The following is an 18,701-nucleotide window of genomic DNA, read 5'->3' as shown; positions in this document are numbered from 1 at the left end:
CCCAAGATGTCGTTAAACAGTGGACAGTTTCAGGTACAATTGGTAATGCGCAGCTAAAGTTTAACAACCGAAAGTTTGCGCCATGACCATGAAAAACAGCCTAACATATGCAGATGCTGGTGTGGATATTGACGCGGGCAACGAGCTTGTCGAACGCATCAAACCAGCAGCGAAATCAACCAAACGCGCAGGTGTCATGGACGGGCTTGGCGGGTTTGGCGCGATGTTCGATCTAAAGGCGGCTGGATTTAACGATCCTGTTCTGGTGTCCGCCACTGATGGCGTGGGTACCAAGCTGCGCATTGCAATTGATACGGGTCATTTGGATACGGTTGGCATTGATCTGGTGGCGATGTGCGTCAATGATTTGATCTGTCAGGGTGCCGTACCCCTGTTTTTCCTCGATTATTTTGCCACTGGCAAATTGGACATCGACAAAGCCACAGATGTGATCAACGGCATTGCCGAGGGCTGTCGCCAAGCAAACACAGCACTGGTTGGTGGTGAAACCGCCGAAATGCCCGGCATGTATGAAGGCGAAGATTTCGATCTGGCGGGTTTTTCCGTGGGTGCAATGGAACGCGGCGCAACCTTGCCACGCGATGTGGCCGAGGGCGATGTGTTAATTGGCCTGCCATCAACAGGTGTACATTCCAATGGATATTCCTTGGTGCGCAAAATTGTCGAATCCTCTGGCCTGTCATGGAATGATGATTGCCCATTTGGTGATGGCGTTTTGGCAAAACACTTGCTGGAACCCACAAAAATCTATGTCAAACCCGCGGTTGCCGCACTTGAAACAGGCAAATTGAAAGCCTTGGCACATATTACTGGTGGCGGTTTGACAGAAAACCTGCCCCGCGCCCTGCCCGATGGTTTGGGTGCACAGATTGATTTGAACGCATGGCAACGTCTGCCGATTTTTGATTGGCTGATTGCACAAGCGGGTCTGGAACAGGGCGAAGCATTGAAAACATTTAACTGTGGTATTGGCATGATCGCGATTGCGGGGGCCGATGATGCAGATGACATTATGGCCGCCCTTGCGAACCAAGATATCGCACCTGTGCGCATCGGTCAGATCACAACAGGAAGCGGCGTCACCTATACTGGCGCTCTCTAACATGACCAAACGCGTGGCAATTTTGATCTCTGGTGGTGGCTCTAACATGCTATCATTGGTGGATGCCATGAAAGACCCCGCATTTGGCGCGGCACCTGTTCTGGTTCTTGCTAACAACCCTGATGCTGGCGGCATCGCCAAGGCCGATGCCATGGGCATTCCTACCGCCATCGTGGATCATCGCCCATTCAAAGGCGACCGCCCGGCGTTCGAGGCGGAATTACACCGCATAATCAGCAACCATTCCCCTGACATTATATGTCTGGCGGGTTTCATGCGCGTGCTGACTGCTGGGTTCATTGATCACTGGGAAGGTCGGATGTTGAACATTCATCCATCCCTTTTGCCCAAATACAAAGGGTTGCACACACATCAGCGCGCGATTGATGCTGGCGACAATGCGGGTGGTGTATCGGTGCATGTTGTAACCGCTGCACTGGATGATGGGCCGATACTTGGACAAGCCAGCGTTCCAATTTTACCAAATGACACTGCGGATGATCTGGCGGCGCGTGTACTGGTACAAGAGCACCGACTCTACCCTGAGGTGTTAAGAGAATTTTTAAATTCCTAGGCCAAATTTCACACCAGATTCGCAGAATAAATGACGGATTTGACGGTAATTTACGAAAATATCAGCCCCAATTTAATAAAAATTTGCCTAAATTTGGCAGGTATAAGGCATCAATTTTGACGCAAACCTAGTGTAAAGAACATGTCCTTTTAGCCAGTACCAAAAAGCTTTCTACGGAATTTTTTAATTATCACTGCCATTTAGGCTCATGAATTAATTGTTATTTAACAACTAGTTACGCATAATATTCGACCAATCACCCAAAGCAAAATTTCCATCATCCACTTTATCCGTTGCTTGCAAATCTCTTTGCACGGTCGTTACGTAACGTCGAAATTGAGCGCTCGATTTTCCTAATCTTGGTTAACGAAGAAATAAAACGTCATAATTTGCACAATTGCTGCCACATTTCCGCCCAACACTTCTCTACTATGAGATGTACGGACATTGAGCGATGTCCACTAAATCAAACAACCTAGGGGGTTATTACGATGACACAGGACAACAAAATCTTACACACAATCCGCCGCATGTCATTTATCGCGTTGATCGCAACAGTAATCGGTGTGGGCGTATTTGGTCCCGTTATTGCAGAAAGCTTTGCGGATTATCTGATCCAGCAATAATTTTTGATCCTGAATATTAAAAGGGTCATCTGCGACCTTTTTTGATATTCCATCCGCCACATCCAACACGCAAGCGTGGCAGATAAGACTCATAATTCTATAAAATCGCGCAACATTGGGGAAAATTTCCCCAATCGTGCACCCGCTGCCCTAACAATTTGAAAAACATCTCAAAATGAGGGGGAAGTCGTGGCAGTTGTTGATTTTAATCGTGGGTCTAATCCAGACGCCAGCGAAGGTTTAAATATCACCATGCGCAATATTCGCAGGTTTTCGTTTACCGCACTCGTTATCGCAATCATCGGTTTAACAATGTTTGCACCAACCATTGCGGATAGCTTTTTATTATATCTGAAACAATAAAGGGCCCCGAAAGGCCCCTTAAATTCCTAGCTTTCGGGCAATCGCTTTGATTACCCTTTCACCAAATTGTTGGTTTAGCCGACAAGTTCTAGACCAGAGAAGAAGAATGCGATTTCTTCTGCTGCTGTTTCTGGCGCATCTGAACCGTGAACCGAATTTTCACCGATAGACAATGCGAATTCTTTGCGGATTGTGCCTGCATCTGCTTCGGCTGGGTTTGTTGCACCCATGATTTCGCGGTTGCGTGCGATTGCGTTTTCGCCTTCCAGAACCTGAACAACGATTGGCTCTGAAATCATGAATTCACATAATTCGTCGAAAAATGGACGCTCAGAGTGAACGCCGTAAAATGTTTGCGCCTGTGCCAATGTCAATTGGATGCGTTTTTGTGCAACAACGCGCAAACCGCCTTCTTCGAATTTAGCAACGATTTGACCAACAAGGTTACGTTTTGTTGCGTCTGGTTTCACGATTGAAAATGTGCGTTCTAGCGCCATGGGGAAAATCCTTTGATTTACGGTTCAACTTGCCCCGCAATCGCGGGTTCGCGCAGCCACTAGCACAGGCTTTCGCGCTTGAAAAGCCTGCTGTTGACACCCCCTGCCCACTACTGCAAAGCAGTCCCATGATACGTATTGATGACATTTCTTATTCTGTTTCAGGGCGCCAGCTGATTAGCGGTGCATCTGTCGTGATTCCTGATGGCCATAAGGTGGGCATTGTAGGGCGCAATGGTACGGGTAAAACCACGCTATTTCATTTACTTACGGGTAAACTGGCTCTGGATGACGGCGCTGTGGAATTGCCACGCAAGGCCCGCATTGGTGGGGTGAGCCAAGAAGTACCATCGAACGAGGTCAGCTTGCTAAACACGGTTTTGGCCGCGGATACAGAACGTGCCGAACTTTTGGCGGAATCAGAAACCGCAACCGATCCCACCCGTATTTCGCAAATTCACGAACGCCTTGCCGATATCGATGCCTATAGCGCCGAAGCACGCGCAGCCAGCATCCTGTCGGGCCTTGGATTTGATGCCGAAGCACAGGCGCGTGCCTGTTCAGAATTTTCAGGTGGTTGGCGTATGCGCGTGGCCTTGGCCGCCGTTTTGTTTTCAGAACCTGATATTTTGCTGCTGGACGAACCCACAAACTATCTCGACCTGGAAGGAACGATTTGGCTTGAAACCTATTTGGCGAAATATCCCCATACGGTTTTGGTGATTTCGCACGACCGAACTTTGTTGAATAAATCCGTGACTTCCATCCTGCATCTGCATGATAAAAACCTAACACTTTATACGGGCAATTACGACACGTTTGATAGCGTGCGCCGTGCGCGTCTGGCCGAACAGGCCGCGATGGCAAAAAAACAAGAAGCCGCGCGCGATCATTTACAAAGCTTTGTCGATCGTTTCCGCGCCAAAGCATCCAAGGCGAAACAGGCGCAATCGCGTCTTAAAATGTTGGAACGCATGGAACCGATTGCATCATCCGTTGAAAACGGTGTGGCATCGTTCAGCTTTCCTAATCCAGATGAGCTGTCATCGCCGATTGTACGCCTTGACGAAGTAAATGTAGGCTATGACGACACACCGATTTTACGCAAGTTGAATCTGCGCATTGATGCCAATGATCGCATTGCGCTCTTGGGGGCAAACGGGCAAGGAAAATCCACACTTTCCAAGCTGTTAGCGAGCAAACTTGAACCAATGGGTGGGGATTGGATCCGCTCATCCAAGTTGAAAATTGGGTATTTTGCGCAACATCAGGTGGATGAATTACATCTGGATGAAACGCCGTTGCAACATATCGCACGCGAAATCCCCACCGCTGGTCAGGCCAAACAACGCGCCCGACTGGCCGCAGGTGGAATTGGCCCCGAACAGGCCGATACATTGGTCGGTAAATTGTCCGGTGGGCAAAAGGCGCGATTGTCGATGTTACTGGCCACCCTTGATTCCCCGCATTTGGTAATCTTGGACGAACCGACAAACCACCTTGATATCGAAAGCCGCGAGGCATTGGCGTTGGCCTTGGCCAGTTACGAAGGCGCGGTTGTTTTGGTGAGCCACGATCCACACCTGATTAACGCCATCGCCGATCAGCTCTGGTTGGTTAAGGATGGCACGGTTCTGCCGTTTAATGACGATATGGAAGCCTATAAAAAGCTGTTACTTGCCGAACGCGGCGGCACGGCAAAAGCCAAGGATAAAATCCAAACGCAAAAGGTGAAAAAGGCCGACAAAGGCCCCAAGCCCGCGACAATCGTCAAACGCAAGAACCTGCAACCGTTGCAAGCGGATGTCACCAAATGCGAAGAGCGTGTGACAAAAATAGAGGAAATGAAGGGGCAGATCGAACGACGCCTTGCCAATCCATCGTTTTATGCATCCGATGATCCTGCCAAAATTGCAGAATTATCCAAAAAACACGCCGAAATCATACAAGCCTTGAAAAAGGCAGAGATTTTATGGGAACGTGCCACGGTAAAGTTGGACGCGGCGAAAGAGAGTTAAATGGAATTATATATTTCTGTCTTTGCAACACTGTTTGTGGTGATCGATCCCATCGGCCTGTTGCCGATATTTATCGCGCTTACCCAAGGCCAAGGGTTATCGTATCGCCGTAAAGTCGCCCTTAACGCCAGCTTGATTGGCGCGGTGTTGCTTACGGTATTTGCCTTTGCGGGGGATGCGTTGTTGTCATTCATCGGCATCGGATTCCCTGCGTTTCGCATTGCGGGTGGGATGTTATTGTTTCTGACCGCGGTTGAAATGTTGTTTAACAAACGTTCCAAACGGCGCGAAGAAGATGCCGAACAAGAGGATCACGATGATCCATCTGTGTTTCCTTTGGCAACCCCCTTGATCGCGGGTCCAGGTGCAATCACCACCATCATTTTGATGACAGGCGATAGCGTAAACGCATGGCAAACCACAGCCATTGTATTGGCCGCAACCTTTAGCGTGATCATCATCGCCTATGTTTTGTTTTACTTTTCCAACCTATTTGAAAAAATGTTAGGTCAAACAGGCATCAATGTGATTACCCGTCTGCTCGGCATGTTATTGGCTGCATTGGCCATTCAATTTATCATTGACGGCATGCGCGGATTAGGAGTGTTTGGATAATGGAAGGCGAAAGTGCAAATATTATTTATCTGCTCGCCTATCTCGCGATGATGCTGTTTTTCGGCGGGTATTTCATGCGTGAAAACCGCGGTGATATGTCCAAACACATTAAACAGGCTGGTATCTGGGTGATGATATTTCTGGGTGTGGCGCTCGTTTATAAATTCTTTGGCTAGCGCGACTTTTTGCTAATCGATTAATGCCTTGATCAACATTGTTGCCGCCGCGGCCAGATAGATATCGTTGCCATCAACAACGTAAACCTCATTGGCGGCCGGTCTACGCAACCCGCGGCGTTGCCAATCCTTGATCACAGTCACGTTTTGTTTTTGAACGCGTTTTCCAACGGCGTGTTTATGCTGTTTTTGTTTGACCACTTTCTTATGGGTCGTGGTTTTTTCCACAACAGTGACCTGTTTTTGAACCACAACATTCTTGTGATGACGCTTGTCCGAATTCGCGGCGGATGCAGGAATGGCCACTGTGGCAACCATCAGGCTGATTACGGCTGTACGAAATAGTTTAGACATGTTTTTTCCTCGTTGGGCTGCTCGATATGTTTCTTCGTTGTTCTTAGAGTTAGAACGCAGAGCCAGAGGAGTTCCGACGATTTTTTATCAAAAAATGCACCTTCAAATAAGAATAGTATTCAAATTCAATAGCCTAAAATCGTTCGAGGTGCGCCCAATTAGCCGCCCGATTTGGCCTTTTGTGCCCAACGGCCATCGGCCTGTGACCAATATTGTGCGGCGATCCCCGCCGCTGTCAGGCGTTTCCAATCCCCCCGCGCCGCGTCCAATGCGACGGGGTTATTGCCATCAAACAACAAACATGTACGCTCGTATTCTTTGATTTCATCTGCTGTCGCGGTTGCGCCATCGACCAGCATTAACACCTGTGCGTTATTCACATTTGCTTTTGCCTCGGTCAGCAATACGGGTTGATGCCCATCGTTGGCGCCCGTCATGAATCCGTGGGGTAAAAAGCTGTCGGGCGTTCCACCCCACAGTTTTTCATCAAGCCAAACCATGCGTTTGGTATCAGTACCGCGCACAATTACATGCCAGTTGCGTGACAAACACTTGCCCAATAATTCGGGCAAGGTTTGTTCAAGTGGGCTATGCGTTAAATGATAGAAAAAGATTTCGCTCATTACACTGGTTTGGCGGGCGTTTCTGTTTTGGCGGGTTTTGCCTCGTATTTATCCGCGATCAAACGGTTCAATGCGCGCACACCCCACCCTGTTGCACCTTTTGGTGCAAAATCGGTTTCGGTTTTCACCGATGCGACACCTGCGATATCCAAATGGATCCATGGCATGTCTGGTTCGATGAATCGTTGCAAGAATTGCGCCGCTGTAATGGAACCTGCCGCACGACCACCAACATTTTTGATGTCCGCAATGCGTGATTCAATCAATTTATCATACCCCGCACCCAGCGGCATACGCCATGCGCCTTCGGCCTCCGCACTTGCGGATTTTAAGAAATTCTCTGCCAACACGTCATTGTTGGAAAACACACCTGCGTTTTCATGGCCCAACCCGATAATGATTGCACCCGTCAAAGTGGCAAGGTTTATCACACCCGTTGGTTTATACGTTTTTTGCGCATACCAAAGAACATCAGCCAAAACCAATCGACCCTCGGCATCAGTATTGATCACCTCAATTGTGTCACCTTTCATGGATTTCACAACATCACCTGGACGCTGTGCCAACGCGTCAGGCATATTTTCAACCAAACCAACCAGACCAACAACATTCGCCTTGGCCTTGCGCAATGCCAGTGTTTTCATCGCACCCGCAACAACACCAGCACCACCCATGTCCATTGTCATGTCTTCCATGCCACCCGCTGGTTTCAATGAAATGCCGCCCGTATCAAACACTACGCCCTTACCCACAAAGGCGAATGGTTTTTCTTTGCCGCCACCATTCCATTCCATGATCACGATTTTCGATGGGCTGGTCGAACCTTGCCCCACACCGAGCAATGATCCCATGCCCAGCTTTTCCATGTCCTTTTCTTCCAAAACCTTGACCTTAACGCCCAGTTTTTCCAGATCGATCAAACGGTTGGCAAATTCGGTGGTGGTCAACACGTTGGCAGGTTCATTCACAAGATCGCGGGTGAAAAACACGCCTTCGGCCACCGCGGCCAAATCCGTGTAATCGGCAGCAATCGATTCAAATTTGTCAGACATGACCGTCACATCACCAAAACCTTTTTCCTTATCGGTTTTATGATCTTTAAATTCATAGCGACGCAACGTGAATCCAAATACCAATTCGGCCACTTTAAATGGTTTTAAAAATGCCAATGTCGCAGGTTCAGTTCCCACGGCCTTACCCAGATCGGCACCGATTTTGCGCAATTCTTCTGCTTTGGTGCGTGGATCAATTTTCAAAACCAAAACGCTGTCCACTAGCATGCCCAGTGGCGCGGTGATTTCGATAAATTCGCCCAGTTTCATCTCTTCAAAGCGGGATGATTCAACGAATGCTTTTACTACGCCCTTGGTCAATTTGTTAACGCGGCGTGCGGCGCTGTCCATGCTGCCTGATGGGGGCAATGCGATGGCGATTTTGCCTCTAATTTCGCCGAATTTCTCCAGATCAACATCGATAAACTTTGGTGTAATTGGGGCGCTCATTTAAAATACTCCGATAGCGTGTTTGACTTTGATGGAAACTTAGCGTGTTTATGCGCAATTCACCACTCCGCTCTGTTGTTTTTTACAAAACTAAGTTAGAAAAAATAACCAGAACCATTTCAACGGGATAGCGATTTGAAACAGCTTGATCAATACATCCTCAAACAGCTGTTTGGCCCGTTTGTATTTTTTATGATCGTCTTTATCGGATTGTTATGGTTGAACCGTGCGTTGGGTTTGGTTGATGTGGTTGTGGAAAACGGGCAGCCTGCGTCAATATTTGTTGAACTTGCGATCAATTTATTGCCAAAAACCATAGAGGCCGCAATCCCAATCGCGGGTTTTGCCGCATCCGTTATGGTCACGAACCGACTGTTTTCAGAGGCGGAATTGGTGGTAATGATGAACGCAGGGCGTTCGGTTGTAAGCCTTGCATTCCCCTATTTCATGTTTGGGTTGATATGCTGTTTAACGATGTCATTGGTCGTACATTATTTGGCGCCATTCGCCACAAAACGGCTTGCAGATCGCCAAGAAGAAATCGGGCGCCAATACGTGACCCAAATCGTCAAAGAGGGCGAATTTGTCAGTAATGACGGGCGGTTTACGTTTTTCTTTGGTGAAAAAGGTGCAGATGGGACCCTGCGTGATATCATGATTTCGGAACAGGTGTCGAAAAACAAGATCGTCACCCATGTCGCACAAAAAGGCCAAGCCGTGACACAGGACGGCACGACCAAATTATTGTTATTTAACGGTTCTATCCAAGACTTCACGCTGAATGATGTGGCGCTTAACGTGATACAATTCGGATCACTTTCATACGATCTAAGCCAGTTTGAAACCGCAATTAAAACGCGTGTTACTCGCCCCGATGAATTGTTCACCTCCGATTTGTATGACTACATCGAGGCACGCACATTGGATGTAAAAAACCAAGCGGGTGCGGTGGCGATCCTACATGATCGATTTGTCAAACCACTGTTATCGTTGTTAACACCCGTTATTGGCATGGCGACGCTATTGGTCGGTGGATTCTCGCGATCAGGGTTTATCCTTCGTATCATTGTGTCCATCGTGTTGATGTTTTCCATTGATACGTTTCGCGGTGTCAGCCAATCATGGGTATCATCAGATGGTGCGCATTGGATCGTATCCTACGCCCCCGTGGCATTGGCCGTCATCGTGTTGATTGTGTTGTTGTTTTTGGGGTCCAATGATCTGAAATCAGTCCGCGCACAAATGTTTGGCGCACGGCGACAGGTGGCACCATGATGCTGGGGCTCTATTTTGCGCAACGCTATATTATTGCATTTATCCGTGTGTTTTTAATCGTTGCCGCGTTGATGTTTTTGGCAGATCTGTTGGAAAACGTCAGCCGACTAGGCAGTAGCGAAAACGCCACCACGCGTGCATTTCAACTGGCCGGGTTGAACGTATCATCGTTAATCAGCCAAGCATTGCCAATCATCGTCATGCTTGCCAGCATATCATTTAGCGTCAGCATGGCGCGATCAAATGAGTTTGTTGTATCACGCGCCGTTGGCATGTCTGCGCTGAAATCTTTGGCTTTAACAGCATTACTGGCGGTCTCTTTGGGCGTTTGCAGCATTTTGTTTTTCGAACCTTTCGCCAATGAAATGCTGGAAAAACGAAACACATTGCGCAATGCCAATAAAACCCAGACCGTTGCGGTGAATGACACGGGGTTTTGGCTCCGCCAGAAATCACAAAAGGGCAATATGATTGTTCAGGCAGCGGCGGCAAATGATAACGGGAAAATCCTGCGCGATGTTACATTAATGGATTTTGATGAAACGGGCATGGCCGTGGACCGTTATTTCGCCACCGTTGCGTTTTTGAATGACGAGGAATTGGTTTTGACGGACGTAAAACAGTGGGATGTGCAATCTGGAAATCCTGAAAACACGGCACAAACGCCTGCGATCAAACGTTTTCCCACCACCATCACGCCTGCGCAAATTTTAGAAGGCTTCCCTGCCCCCGAAACTATTGCGATTTGGGCGCTGCCCAGTTTTGCCAAACAGATAGAGGACGCAGGGTTTTCATCCCTAAAATATCGCATGCAATTTCAAATGTCGTTGGCACGGCCGTTACTATTTTTGGCAATGTTTGTGATTGGCACCGTGTTTACGTTGAAAAATGCGCGTATGGGTAATTTGGGCTTGGCGATGCTCTATGCGCTGAGCTTTGGTTTTTCGCTTTACTTCTTGCAGAATTTTGCAAAAACCTTGGGCGAAGCAGGACAGGTTGCCGTTGTGATGGCGGCTTGGTTCCCTGCCCTTGCGGCCTGTCTGATGGCCTTGGCGATGTTTTTGCATTTGGAAGATGGGTAACGTGATTTGAAACGGTTTCAGAACATAGCATTTGCGGCCCTGTCCTTGTTTTTGTCGGCCAGTGTGGTTTCACATGCGCAAACCGCACCCGCAGGCGTTGGGTTGTTTGCTGATCAAATTTCATATGATCCCGATGCCAAATCATTGATCGCCACGGGCAATGTGCGCGTCATTTACAACGATCAGGTTCTGACCACAGATCGCGTCATTTATAACCAAGCGACGGGCGAATTGACCCTGCCTGCCGCATTTGAATTGGTGTCTGATGATGGCACCGTGGTCACGGGCACATCCGCGACATTGGATGATAAGGCCACACGCGGGTTGATCACAGGCGCGCAAATTTTGATCAACGATCAATTCCAGATGGCCGCATCGGATTTTTCACGTAGCCAAGGCCGATACAAGGTGATGCAACAGGTTGTCGCGTCCACCTGTAATATCTGTTACGATAACAAGGTTCCGTTTTGGCAAATCAGGTCAAAACGCGTGGTGCACGATGAACAGGAACGCCGCATTCACTTTGAAAACCCAAGCCTGCGCTTGCTGGGTGTGCCAGTGTTATACCTGCCGTATTTAAGCACCCCAGACCCAACCGTTTCGCGTGCAACGGGTTTTTTAATCCCATCATTTCGCCATTCATCCAATCTGGGTTATCGCGTTGATTTACCGTATTATATTGCGATTGATGATCACCGCGATGCCACCATAACGCCGTCCATTGCCTCCGCTGAAAGCTTTGTCGTAGAGGGCGAATATCGCCATCGTTTTGTTAATGGACAAATCACCGCGAACGGGGCAATCGCATTGGCAGATCCGCTCAGCGATACACGGTTTCGCAGCTTTGCCACCGTAACGGGCGATTTCAATTTACGCCGTGATTACCAATTAGCGTTTAAACTGGATCTATCATCGGATAATACATTTCTGGATCAATATGATTTTAACGACGATGACCGATTGTTCAATTTCATCACTCTGGAAAAAACCACGGATGACAGCTTTTTCTCGCTTGGCGCATCCTTCACCCAAAGCCTGCGCGCAGATGAAGTTGACGAAGAAATTCCATTGGTTTTCCCACAAGTATATTATCGCAAAAACCTTGATTTTGATGCACTGCCAGGGCGGTTTGGCTATACCGCACAAACCGTTTCATTGATCCGCACAGACGGGAGCCGCGTTGCACGTGTTGGCGGACAGCTTGATTGGTATAACAACTGGCAATTCAACAATGGATTATTGTTAAATGCCGAAACCAAGGTCGAGGGCAACACATATCTGGTGTCAAACTCCACCGAATACCCCGAACGCCATTACACCAATTTCACCCCAACCGCCGCGGTTGAATTACGCTATCCATTATCCAAAACCGTTGGCAACGCCATTCATGTGATCGAACCCATTGCACAGCTTGTCTGGTCACCGGATCGCGCATTCGACAGCCCGAACGAAGATTCCCCACAGGCAGAATTTTCCGAAAACAATCTGTTTTCCACTGATCGGTTTCAAGGATTTGACGAATCCGAACGTGGTTTGCGGTTAAATGTCGGGGTGAATTATCTGCGTTATGATCCGCGCGGCTGGGAATTGGGTGTCACTGTCGGGCGGGTGTTTCGCCAGCGTGATTTAAACCAATTTCCAGACAGCGTATCAGCGGGGCTAGATGGTATCGTATCCGATTATGTTGGCGCGTTTAACCTTCGCTTTCCAAATCAATTCAGCCTGTCCAGCCGCGCATTATTCGATGGACGGGGCAAGGTTTCCAAAAACGAAACGCGGTTTTCCACAACTTATAAAAAGCTGGATTTGGATGCGTCATATGTCTGGCTTGATGAACAGGTGGTATTGGACGAAAATGATCGCCAGCACGAAATCGCGCTGGATGCTCGGTATCAAGCCAATCAAAATTGGTTGTTCAATGCCGAATGGCGCCATGATCTCGAGGCAAATGATGCAACCGAACGTACTTTGGGCGTGGAATATGAAAATGAATGTGCAAAAATAGCCTTTTCGGTCTCGCTTCAAAACGAAGCCCTTGGTAAGCTAACGCGCGAATTCGGGCTTAAAATCTCACTCGAGGGATTGGGCGCGCGTAAATCGAAACCTAAATTCGCCCGTCGCTGTGGGCTCTAAGTTGGTAATGTAATATGAATAAATTGATGTCATTGGTCTTGGGTTGTTTTATGGTATGTGCGCAAATCGCATATGCACAAGCACCGTTTAACACGGCGATCGCCGTGAATGACGGCATCATCACCAATTATGAAATTTCCCAACGCACAGCGATGATTACGGCATTTGGCGGTGGTGGCGACACACGTGATACCGCGGTGAACCAATTGATCGACGAGCGCCTGTATCAACACGCTGCAAATCTGATCAACGTCACTGTCGGCGAAGACGAAATCGCCGAGGGCATGGAAGAATTTGCAAATCGTGGTAACCTAAGCACCGAACAGATCATTCAATATTTGGCCGCGCGCGGAATTGAAGAACAAAGCTTTCGCGATTTTGTCACCAACGGTTTGTTGTGGCGCCAAGTTGTACGCGCACGGTTTTCACGCCAAGCGACCGTTACAGATAACGAAATTGACAATGCATTGGGCGGTGCAAATCAGGGTGCGTTATCCCTGCTAATTTCAGAAATTGTTATTCCACACATCGAACGTGGCCCCGATGGTGCTAAACAATTGGCGCAACAATTGTCTGATTCAATCAAGAGCCAAGGCGCGTTTTCATCCGCGGCGCGGCGTTATTCACGTTCGCCATCTGCGCGTAATGGTGGGCGTTTGGATTGGGTGCCAGCGGCGAACCTGCCGACATCCATCATCACACAATTGCTCGCGCTTGAAAATAACGAGGTCACAGGCCCCCTTGAATTAAACAATGCCACAGCGATTTTCCAACTGCGAGGTACACGGCGCGATGCAACCGCAGCCAAGGAAACAACAGTATCCTATGCACAGGTTCCCCTGCCTACGGGTGTTGAACTGAAAAAACAAATCGCGGCCGCTCGCGTGTTGATCAACAAATCTGATCGGTGTTTGGATTTGCGTGCAAACGCGGAGAAATACGGCGCAAACGCATATCAAGAATCCGCGGCGTTACAATCCGAATTGCCCCAAACCATCGCAATGGAATTGGCAAAACTGGATCGTAACGAGGCAGGATATTACGCTAATTCCGCAGGTGGCATGTCTGTGATTATGCTGTGCAGCCGCACAACAGAATTACAAGAAGGTGAGCGTGAAGCGTTGCGTGGCAACATTTTCAATCGCAAAATCGCAGGGCTTGGCAACGGTTATTTGCAAGAGCTCAAGGGCTCAGCATATATCGAATACAAATGAGTGCGCCCATCGCATTGACCAGCGGCGATCCAAGCGGCGTTGGTCTGGAAATTGCCCTGTCTGCGTGGGGCGCATTGCGTGAAAAACTGCCGTTTTTCCTGATTGCCGATGTCGATTACATGCGCGAACTGGCCGCGACATCAGGACAAATGGTGGTGCAAATCGCAACACCCGATGAAACGACCACGGCGGCGAAAACAGGGTTGCCAGTATTGCATTGTCCATTTGGTGAACGTCCAAAAATCGGTGTGGAACATCCCGCAAATGCCACCAGCACCATCGCATCCATTGATCGCGCCGTGGCATTCGCACAATCTGGCGCGGCTAGTGCGGTATGTACATTGCCGATCAATAAAAAGGTTTTGTATGACGGCGCTGGGTTTGCATACCCAGGGCATACAGAATATCTGGCCCATCTGGGCGGTGTTGATCGATCATTTATGATGTTGCTCGCACCCGAATTGCGCGTGGTTCCCGTGACCATTCACATCGCCCTATCCGCTGTGCAATCTGCCCTGACACCTGAATTGTTAGGCGCAACGATCAGCGCAACACATCACGCATTGCAGCGTGATTTTGGTATCAAACAGCCCCGTCTTGCGATTGCGGGATTAAACCCCCACGCTGGCGAAGGTGGTGCCATGGGGCATGATGAAATCGACATGATCCGCCCCACGGTTGATCAATTACGTAGCGCTGGATTGGATATTGCAGGCCCACTGCCCGCCGATACGATGTTTCACCCTGCCGCGCGCGAAAAATATGATACCGCCATCTGCATGTATCATGACCAAGCATTGATCCCATTGAAAACGCTTAACTTTAGCGAGGGTGTGAACACAACATTGGGCTTACCCTTTATTCGCACATCACCCGATCATGGCACCGCATTTGATATCGCTGGCAAAGGCATTGCAGATGCAAGCAGCTTGATCGCGGCATTAAAATGCGCAGGCGATATGGCACAGAACAGGGCACGATATGACGCTGAATAACCTTCCACCGTTGCGCGAGGTGATCGCCGAACACGGCTTGAATGCGCGAAAATCGCTGGGGCAAAATTTTTTGCTGGATTTAAACCTCACATCGAAAATCGCGCGGATGGCAGGTGATTTATCGGGCCATGACGTGTTGGAAATTGGTCCGGGTCCCGGTGGTTTAACCCGTGGTCTGTTGATGGAAGGTGCGCGAAAGGTCGTTGCGATTGAACGCGATGAACGCTGTTTGCCAGCACTCGCAGAGATCACAGATGCGAGCGATCATCGTTTACAAGTGATCAGTGGTGATGCGCTTGAAATCAATCCGCTTGACCACATGCAAGCCCCGATAAAGGTCGTGGCCAACCTGCCCTATAACGTGGGCACAGAATTATTGATCCGTTGGCTCACCCCCGATAATTGGCCGCCATTTTGGGATAGTCTGACCTTGATGTTCCAAAAAGAAGTCGCACAGCGCATCGTCGCAAAACCAGGGTCCAAGGCATATGGGCGTCTGTCGATATTGGCGCAATGGCGCAGTGATGCAAAAATCGTGATGGAAATTCCACCACAAGCATTCACGCCCCCGCCCAAGGTCACATCCGCCGTCGTGCATATCACACGTTTGGATCAACCCAAATTCGCGGCGGATCGCAAAACATTGGAACGTGTTGTGGGTATGGCATTTGGCCAGCGTCGCAAAATGTTGCGCGCTAGCCTGAAATCAATTCATCCAAATATCGAAGATATTTTATTGGCCTCAGGGGTGAAACCAACGGAGCGTGCAGAACAATTAACAATTGAACAATTCTGCACGATTGCGCGCAACCTTTAGCTGGCTTTTTCGTCCGCAGAAGGTGTTGTTTCCACGGATTTTTCTATCTTTTTAGCGCTCGGTTTTTTCAACGGCTCGGTCACGAAAGTCGGCATTGCGGGCTGTTCGTTTTGATCTGTTGTGGGCTTTGGCTTGGGTGTGCGTTTTGCGCGTGGCTTGGGCGCTGGTTTTTCCGCCTTTGCATCGCTTTCTGGTGTTTGTACCAGATCGCTGGTTTCATCTTGGGCTGGGAACAAATCATTTGAATTTGAACCTGAAACATCTGGCTGATCGCCTGTGCCATTCGCCGCAGTATTGCGAGGCTGTTGGTTGTTATTCTGTTGATTATTATTGTTCTGCTGGCTTTGTTGTTTTTGCTGCGCTTCTTTGCGTTCTTCGATTTCGCGCTGTGCTTCGTTCAACATGCGCAAATAATGTTCCGAAAATTGCAGAAAGCTTTCATGTGCAATACGATCACCTGACAATTGTGCGTCACGCGCCAAGGTTTGGTATTTTTCAATGATTTGCTGGGGCGTGCCGCGCACCTTGCCCTCTGGACCAGAAGAGTCGAATACACGATTGATGATATTGCCGCCTTGATTACGGCGATTATTATTATTCTTATTTCGTGAACGCTTGTTCGAAGGGCGCATAAATAGAAAGTCCTGTTTTGTGAATTGGCGCGCTTTGCGCGAGGTCCAAGAATGTTTTGCTTGGTTGCGACGAGACCCCCGTGATCAATCGTCTGGAATAGCTTATACTGTTGCTTGCGATAATGACAAGACTAAAGGTTTCATTTCATCATTTGAGCGGTTGTTTTGCCCGAATTTTCGGTGGTTTTGCACAAATTACACGCGTATTCCCGCCTAAATCACGCAAAATGCGTAAATCAGCCCAACCATGCTGTTTTAACAGATCGCTAACCGATTCTGATTGTTGCCAACCGATTTCCAACATCAGGTTTCCACCCTCGTTTAAATACGCCTGTGCTTTGGCCGCGATGATGCGATACGCACCCAAGCCATCCCCGCCCGGTGTCAGCGCCAAATGGGGTTCCCAATCGGCCACATCACGCGACAGATCATTCATTTCGCTTGCGGTGATATAGGGCGGATTGCTGACGATCAGATCAAACTTTTCATCCAACGTGTTAAACCAATCGCCCAACTGCAATTCCGCACGATTGGCGACATGCAACGCATTTGCATTCTGTTTGGCCACTGCCAGCGCGGCGGGTGACACATCAATCCCAACGCCCGTCGCATTGCGCCATTCCGCAAGCAATGTAAACAGGATACAGCCCGTCCCCAGCCCCAAATCCAAAATGCGATTGGGTGCGGGTAATTCCAATGCCGCCTCGATTAAGGTTTCGGTATCGGGGCGCGGGTCTAACACATCGGGGGTGACCAAAAATTCACGCCCCCAAAATTCGCGCGTTCCAATGATTTGCGATACGGGTTGAAACGCCGCGCGTTGTGCGATTTTTGTATTGAACGCCAGTGATTGATCGCGCGTTACATCATCCGTCATGCGCATACGCAAACTGGCCGTCGAAATCCCCAAAACATGCGCCAAAATGATCTGTGCATCGCGCGCACAATCATCACCCAAAATGGGGTGCAGCGTTGCAAACGCGCCATCCAACAGGTCCTGAACGCTGGTGGTCACGGGTTCATTTCGGCCAATCGCGTGGCCTGATCATCCGCTATCAATGCATCAACGATTTCGTCCAAATCGCCCTGCATAACTTGATCCAGCTTATAAAGCGTGAGGTTAATGCGATGATCCGTCAAGCGCCCCTGTGGGAAATTATAGGTGCGAATGCGCTCTGATCGATCGCCTGATCCCACCTGATCTTTGCGTGCCTCGGCCCGTTCATCTGCCGCCGTCTGGCGTTGCAAATCATAGAGCCGTGTACGCAATACATTCATCGCAATTTCACGATTTCGGTGCTGTGATTTTTCTGCGCTCACAACGATAATCCCCGTTGGCAGATGAGTAATGCGCACCGCGGAATCGGTTGTATTCACGTGCTGACCACCCGAACCAGATGCTCGCATTGTATCAATGCGAATGTCGGTTGCGGGGATATCAACGTCAACGATCTGTGCCTCTGGCATGATCGCAACGGTGGCGGCCGATGTGTGCACCCGCCCCCCGCTTTCGGTTGTGGGCACACGTTGCACACGGTGCACGCCCGATTCAAATTTCAATCGCGCAAAAACACCGTCGCCGCGAATATTGGCAATCACCTCTTTGTATCCGCCAAGCTCTGTTGCGCTCTCGGATACCATTTCGAATTTGAAACCCGTTTTTTCGCAAAACCGTTGATACATGCGTAACAAATCAGCGGCGAATAAGGCCGCCTCGTCCCCCCCTGTGCCTGCACGAATTTCAAGAATTGCGGGGCGGTCATCCGCCTCGTCCTTGGGCAGCAATGCCAATTGTAAATTATGTTCCGCCGTTGGCAATTCGGATTTAAGGCGCGGCAATTCTTCTTCTGCCAGCGCTTTCATTTCGGGATCAGATAACATGTCCTCGGCCTCTGTCATTTCATTGACAAGGGCGCGATACGCCTCGATCTGTTCCACAACGGGGCGCAGATCGGAATATTCCTTGGACAAGGTGGCGATTTCATCCGCCGCAGACCCATCGGCCATTTTCGCCTCTAGAAATGCGAAACGGGACAGGATCTGTTCTAATTTATGTTCTGGTACCATGGCGTCACATTGCGT

20 protein-coding genes are annotated in these 18,701 nt (G+C 49.1%); 13 read left to right on the top strand and 7 right to left on the bottom strand.

Annotated elements, in window-relative coordinates:
- Window positions 1-82: 82 nt before the first annotated feature.
- The 4 genes from purM (at window position 83) to IE094_RS00375 (ending at window position 2,686) form a co-directional block, all read left to right on the top strand.
- Window positions 83-1,123 carry a phosphoribosylformylglycinamidine cyclo-ligase gene (gene purM / locus IE094_RS00385; RefSeq protein WP_308429177.1) on the top strand — a complete coding sequence of 347 codons (1,041 nt, stop codon included), beginning with the start codon at window positions 83-85 and terminating at the stop codon, window positions 1,121-1,123.
- A 1-nt stretch (window position 1,124) separates the two neighbouring features.
- The gene (purN, locus tag IE094_RS00380; protein WP_189638600.1) at window positions 1,125-1,697 is read left to right on the top strand and encodes a phosphoribosylglycinamide formyltransferase; all 573 of its coding nucleotides are present in this window, start codon (window positions 1,125-1,127) and stop codon (window positions 1,695-1,697) included.
- 491 nt (window positions 1,698-2,188) lie between these two features.
- Window positions 2,189-2,323 carry a hypothetical protein gene (locus IE094_RS15575; RefSeq protein WP_268247194.1) on the top strand — a complete coding sequence of 45 codons (135 nt, stop codon included), beginning with the start codon at window positions 2,189-2,191 and terminating at the stop codon, window positions 2,321-2,323.
- A gap of 189 nt (window positions 2,324-2,512) precedes the next feature.
- Window positions 2,513-2,686: a hypothetical protein gene (locus IE094_RS00375; protein WP_189638599.1), complete on the top strand. Its 174-nt coding sequence runs from the start codon at window positions 2,513-2,515 to the stop codon at window positions 2,684-2,686.
- 74 nt (window positions 2,687-2,760) lie between these two features.
- Here IE094_RS00375 and ndk read toward each other — a convergent pair whose 3' ends face one another.
- Entirely contained in the window at window positions 2,761-3,183 is a 423-nt protein-coding gene (gene ndk, locus IE094_RS00370) for a nucleoside-diphosphate kinase (protein WP_189638598.1), read from the bottom strand.
- 128 nt (window positions 3,184-3,311) lie between these two features.
- On the opposite strand from ndk, the gene IE094_RS00365 reads away from it, so the two are divergent.
- Genes IE094_RS00365 through IE094_RS00355 form a run of 3 tightly spaced genes read left to right on the top strand, consistent with a single transcriptional unit; the run spans window position 3,312 to window position 5,992 of the window.
- On the top strand, window positions 3,312-5,201 hold the full coding sequence (locus tag IE094_RS00365; protein ID WP_189638597.1) for an ABC-F family ATP-binding cassette domain-containing protein: 1,890 nt from the start codon (window positions 3,312-3,314) through the stop codon (window positions 5,199-5,201).
- Window positions 5,202-5,816, top strand: coding sequence for a MarC family protein (locus IE094_RS00360; protein ID WP_099593657.1), 615 nt, complete (start codon window positions 5,202-5,204; stop codon window positions 5,814-5,816).
- Window positions 5,816-5,992, top strand: coding sequence for a hypothetical protein (locus IE094_RS00355; protein ID WP_189638596.1), 177 nt, complete (start codon window positions 5,816-5,818; stop codon window positions 5,990-5,992). Before IE094_RS00360 ends, IE094_RS00355 begins: the two co-directional genes overlap by 1 nt.
- A gap of 12 nt (window positions 5,993-6,004) precedes the next feature.
- Here IE094_RS00355 and IE094_RS00350 read toward each other — a convergent pair whose 3' ends face one another.
- The 3 genes from IE094_RS00350 to IE094_RS00340 all read right to left on the bottom strand — a co-directional run bounded on the left by IE094_RS00350 (window position 6,005) and on the right by IE094_RS00340 (window position 8,471).
- Window positions 6,005-6,346: an RcnB family protein gene (locus tag IE094_RS00350; RefSeq protein ID WP_189638595.1), complete on the bottom strand. Its 342-nt coding sequence runs from the start codon at window positions 6,344-6,346 to the stop codon at window positions 6,005-6,007.
- A gap of 158 nt (window positions 6,347-6,504) precedes the next feature.
- Window positions 6,505-6,969, bottom strand: coding sequence for a DNA polymerase III subunit chi (locus tag IE094_RS00345; RefSeq protein ID WP_189638594.1), 465 nt, complete (start codon window positions 6,967-6,969; stop codon window positions 6,505-6,507).
- Window positions 6,969-8,471, bottom strand: coding sequence for a leucyl aminopeptidase (locus IE094_RS00340; protein ID WP_189638593.1), 1,503 nt, complete (start codon window positions 8,469-8,471; stop codon window positions 6,969-6,971). The genes IE094_RS00345 and IE094_RS00340 overlap by 1 nt, the downstream gene beginning before the upstream one ends.
- 135 nt (window positions 8,472-8,606) lie before the next feature.
- Between IE094_RS00340 and IE094_RS00335 the strand changes: the two genes are divergently transcribed.
- From IE094_RS00335 to rsmA, 6 genes are read left to right on the top strand one after another with little or no spacing between them, the layout of a single operon-like run.
- A complete protein-coding gene (locus tag IE094_RS00335) occupies window positions 8,607-9,746 on the top strand; it encodes an LptF/LptG family permease (RefSeq protein ID WP_189638592.1) in 1,140 nt (379 codons plus the stop codon).
- Complete coding sequence (locus IE094_RS00330; protein ID WP_189638591.1) at window positions 9,743-10,828, top strand: LptF/LptG family permease; 1,086 nt, start codon at window positions 9,743-9,745, stop codon at window positions 10,826-10,828. Before IE094_RS00335 ends, IE094_RS00330 begins: the two co-directional genes overlap by 4 nt.
- A 6-nt stretch (window positions 10,829-10,834) precedes the next feature.
- Window positions 10,835-12,961: an LPS-assembly protein LptD gene (locus tag IE094_RS00325; protein WP_189638590.1), complete on the top strand. Its 2,127-nt coding sequence runs from the start codon at window positions 10,835-10,837 to the stop codon at window positions 12,959-12,961.
- Window positions 12,962-12,975: 14 nt separating this feature from the next.
- Window positions 12,976-14,175 carry a peptidylprolyl isomerase gene (locus tag IE094_RS00320; RefSeq protein ID WP_189638589.1) on the top strand — a complete coding sequence of 400 codons (1,200 nt, stop codon included), beginning with the start codon at window positions 12,976-12,978 and terminating at the stop codon, window positions 14,173-14,175.
- A complete protein-coding gene (gene pdxA, locus IE094_RS00315; RefSeq protein ID WP_189638588.1) occupies window positions 14,172-15,170 on the top strand; it encodes a 4-hydroxythreonine-4-phosphate dehydrogenase PdxA in 999 nt (332 codons plus the stop codon). Before IE094_RS00320 ends, pdxA begins: the two co-directional genes overlap by 4 nt.
- Entirely contained in the window at window positions 15,157-15,987 is an 831-nt protein-coding gene (rsmA, locus tag IE094_RS00310; protein WP_189638587.1) for a 16S rRNA (adenine(1518)-N(6)/adenine(1519)-N(6))-dimethyltransferase RsmA, read from the top strand. The genes pdxA and rsmA overlap by 14 nt, the downstream gene beginning before the upstream one ends.
- Here rsmA and IE094_RS00305 read toward each other — a convergent pair.
- From IE094_RS00305 to prfA, 3 genes are all read right to left on the bottom strand, one after another.
- Window positions 15,984-16,619: a DUF4167 domain-containing protein gene (locus IE094_RS00305; protein ID WP_189638586.1), complete on the bottom strand. Its 636-nt coding sequence runs from the start codon at window positions 16,617-16,619 to the stop codon at window positions 15,984-15,986. The genes rsmA and IE094_RS00305 overlap by 4 nt on opposite strands.
- Before the next feature lie 148 nt (window positions 16,620-16,767).
- Window positions 16,768-17,634 (bottom strand): peptide chain release factor N(5)-glutamine methyltransferase, encoded by an 867-nt coding sequence (prmC, locus tag IE094_RS00300; RefSeq protein WP_229801940.1) that lies wholly within the window; start codon window positions 17,632-17,634, stop codon window positions 16,768-16,770.
- Window positions 17,631-18,686 carry a peptide chain release factor 1 gene (gene prfA / locus IE094_RS00295; protein ID WP_189638585.1) on the bottom strand — a complete coding sequence of 352 codons (1,056 nt, stop codon included), beginning with the start codon at window positions 18,684-18,686 and terminating at the stop codon, window positions 17,631-17,633. The genes prmC and prfA overlap by 4 nt, the downstream gene beginning before the upstream one ends.
- Window positions 18,687-18,701 lie beyond the last annotated feature (15 nt).

Origin of the sequence: Paramylibacter ulvae, from assembly GCF_014652655.1 — a bacterium.
Classification (GTDB): domain Bacteria; phylum Pseudomonadota; class Alphaproteobacteria; order Rhodobacterales; family Rhodobacteraceae; genus Amylibacter; species Amylibacter ulvae.
The sequence above is the reverse complement of the archived record's forward strand: the minus strand, read 5'-3'. Positions and strand labels throughout refer to the sequence as shown.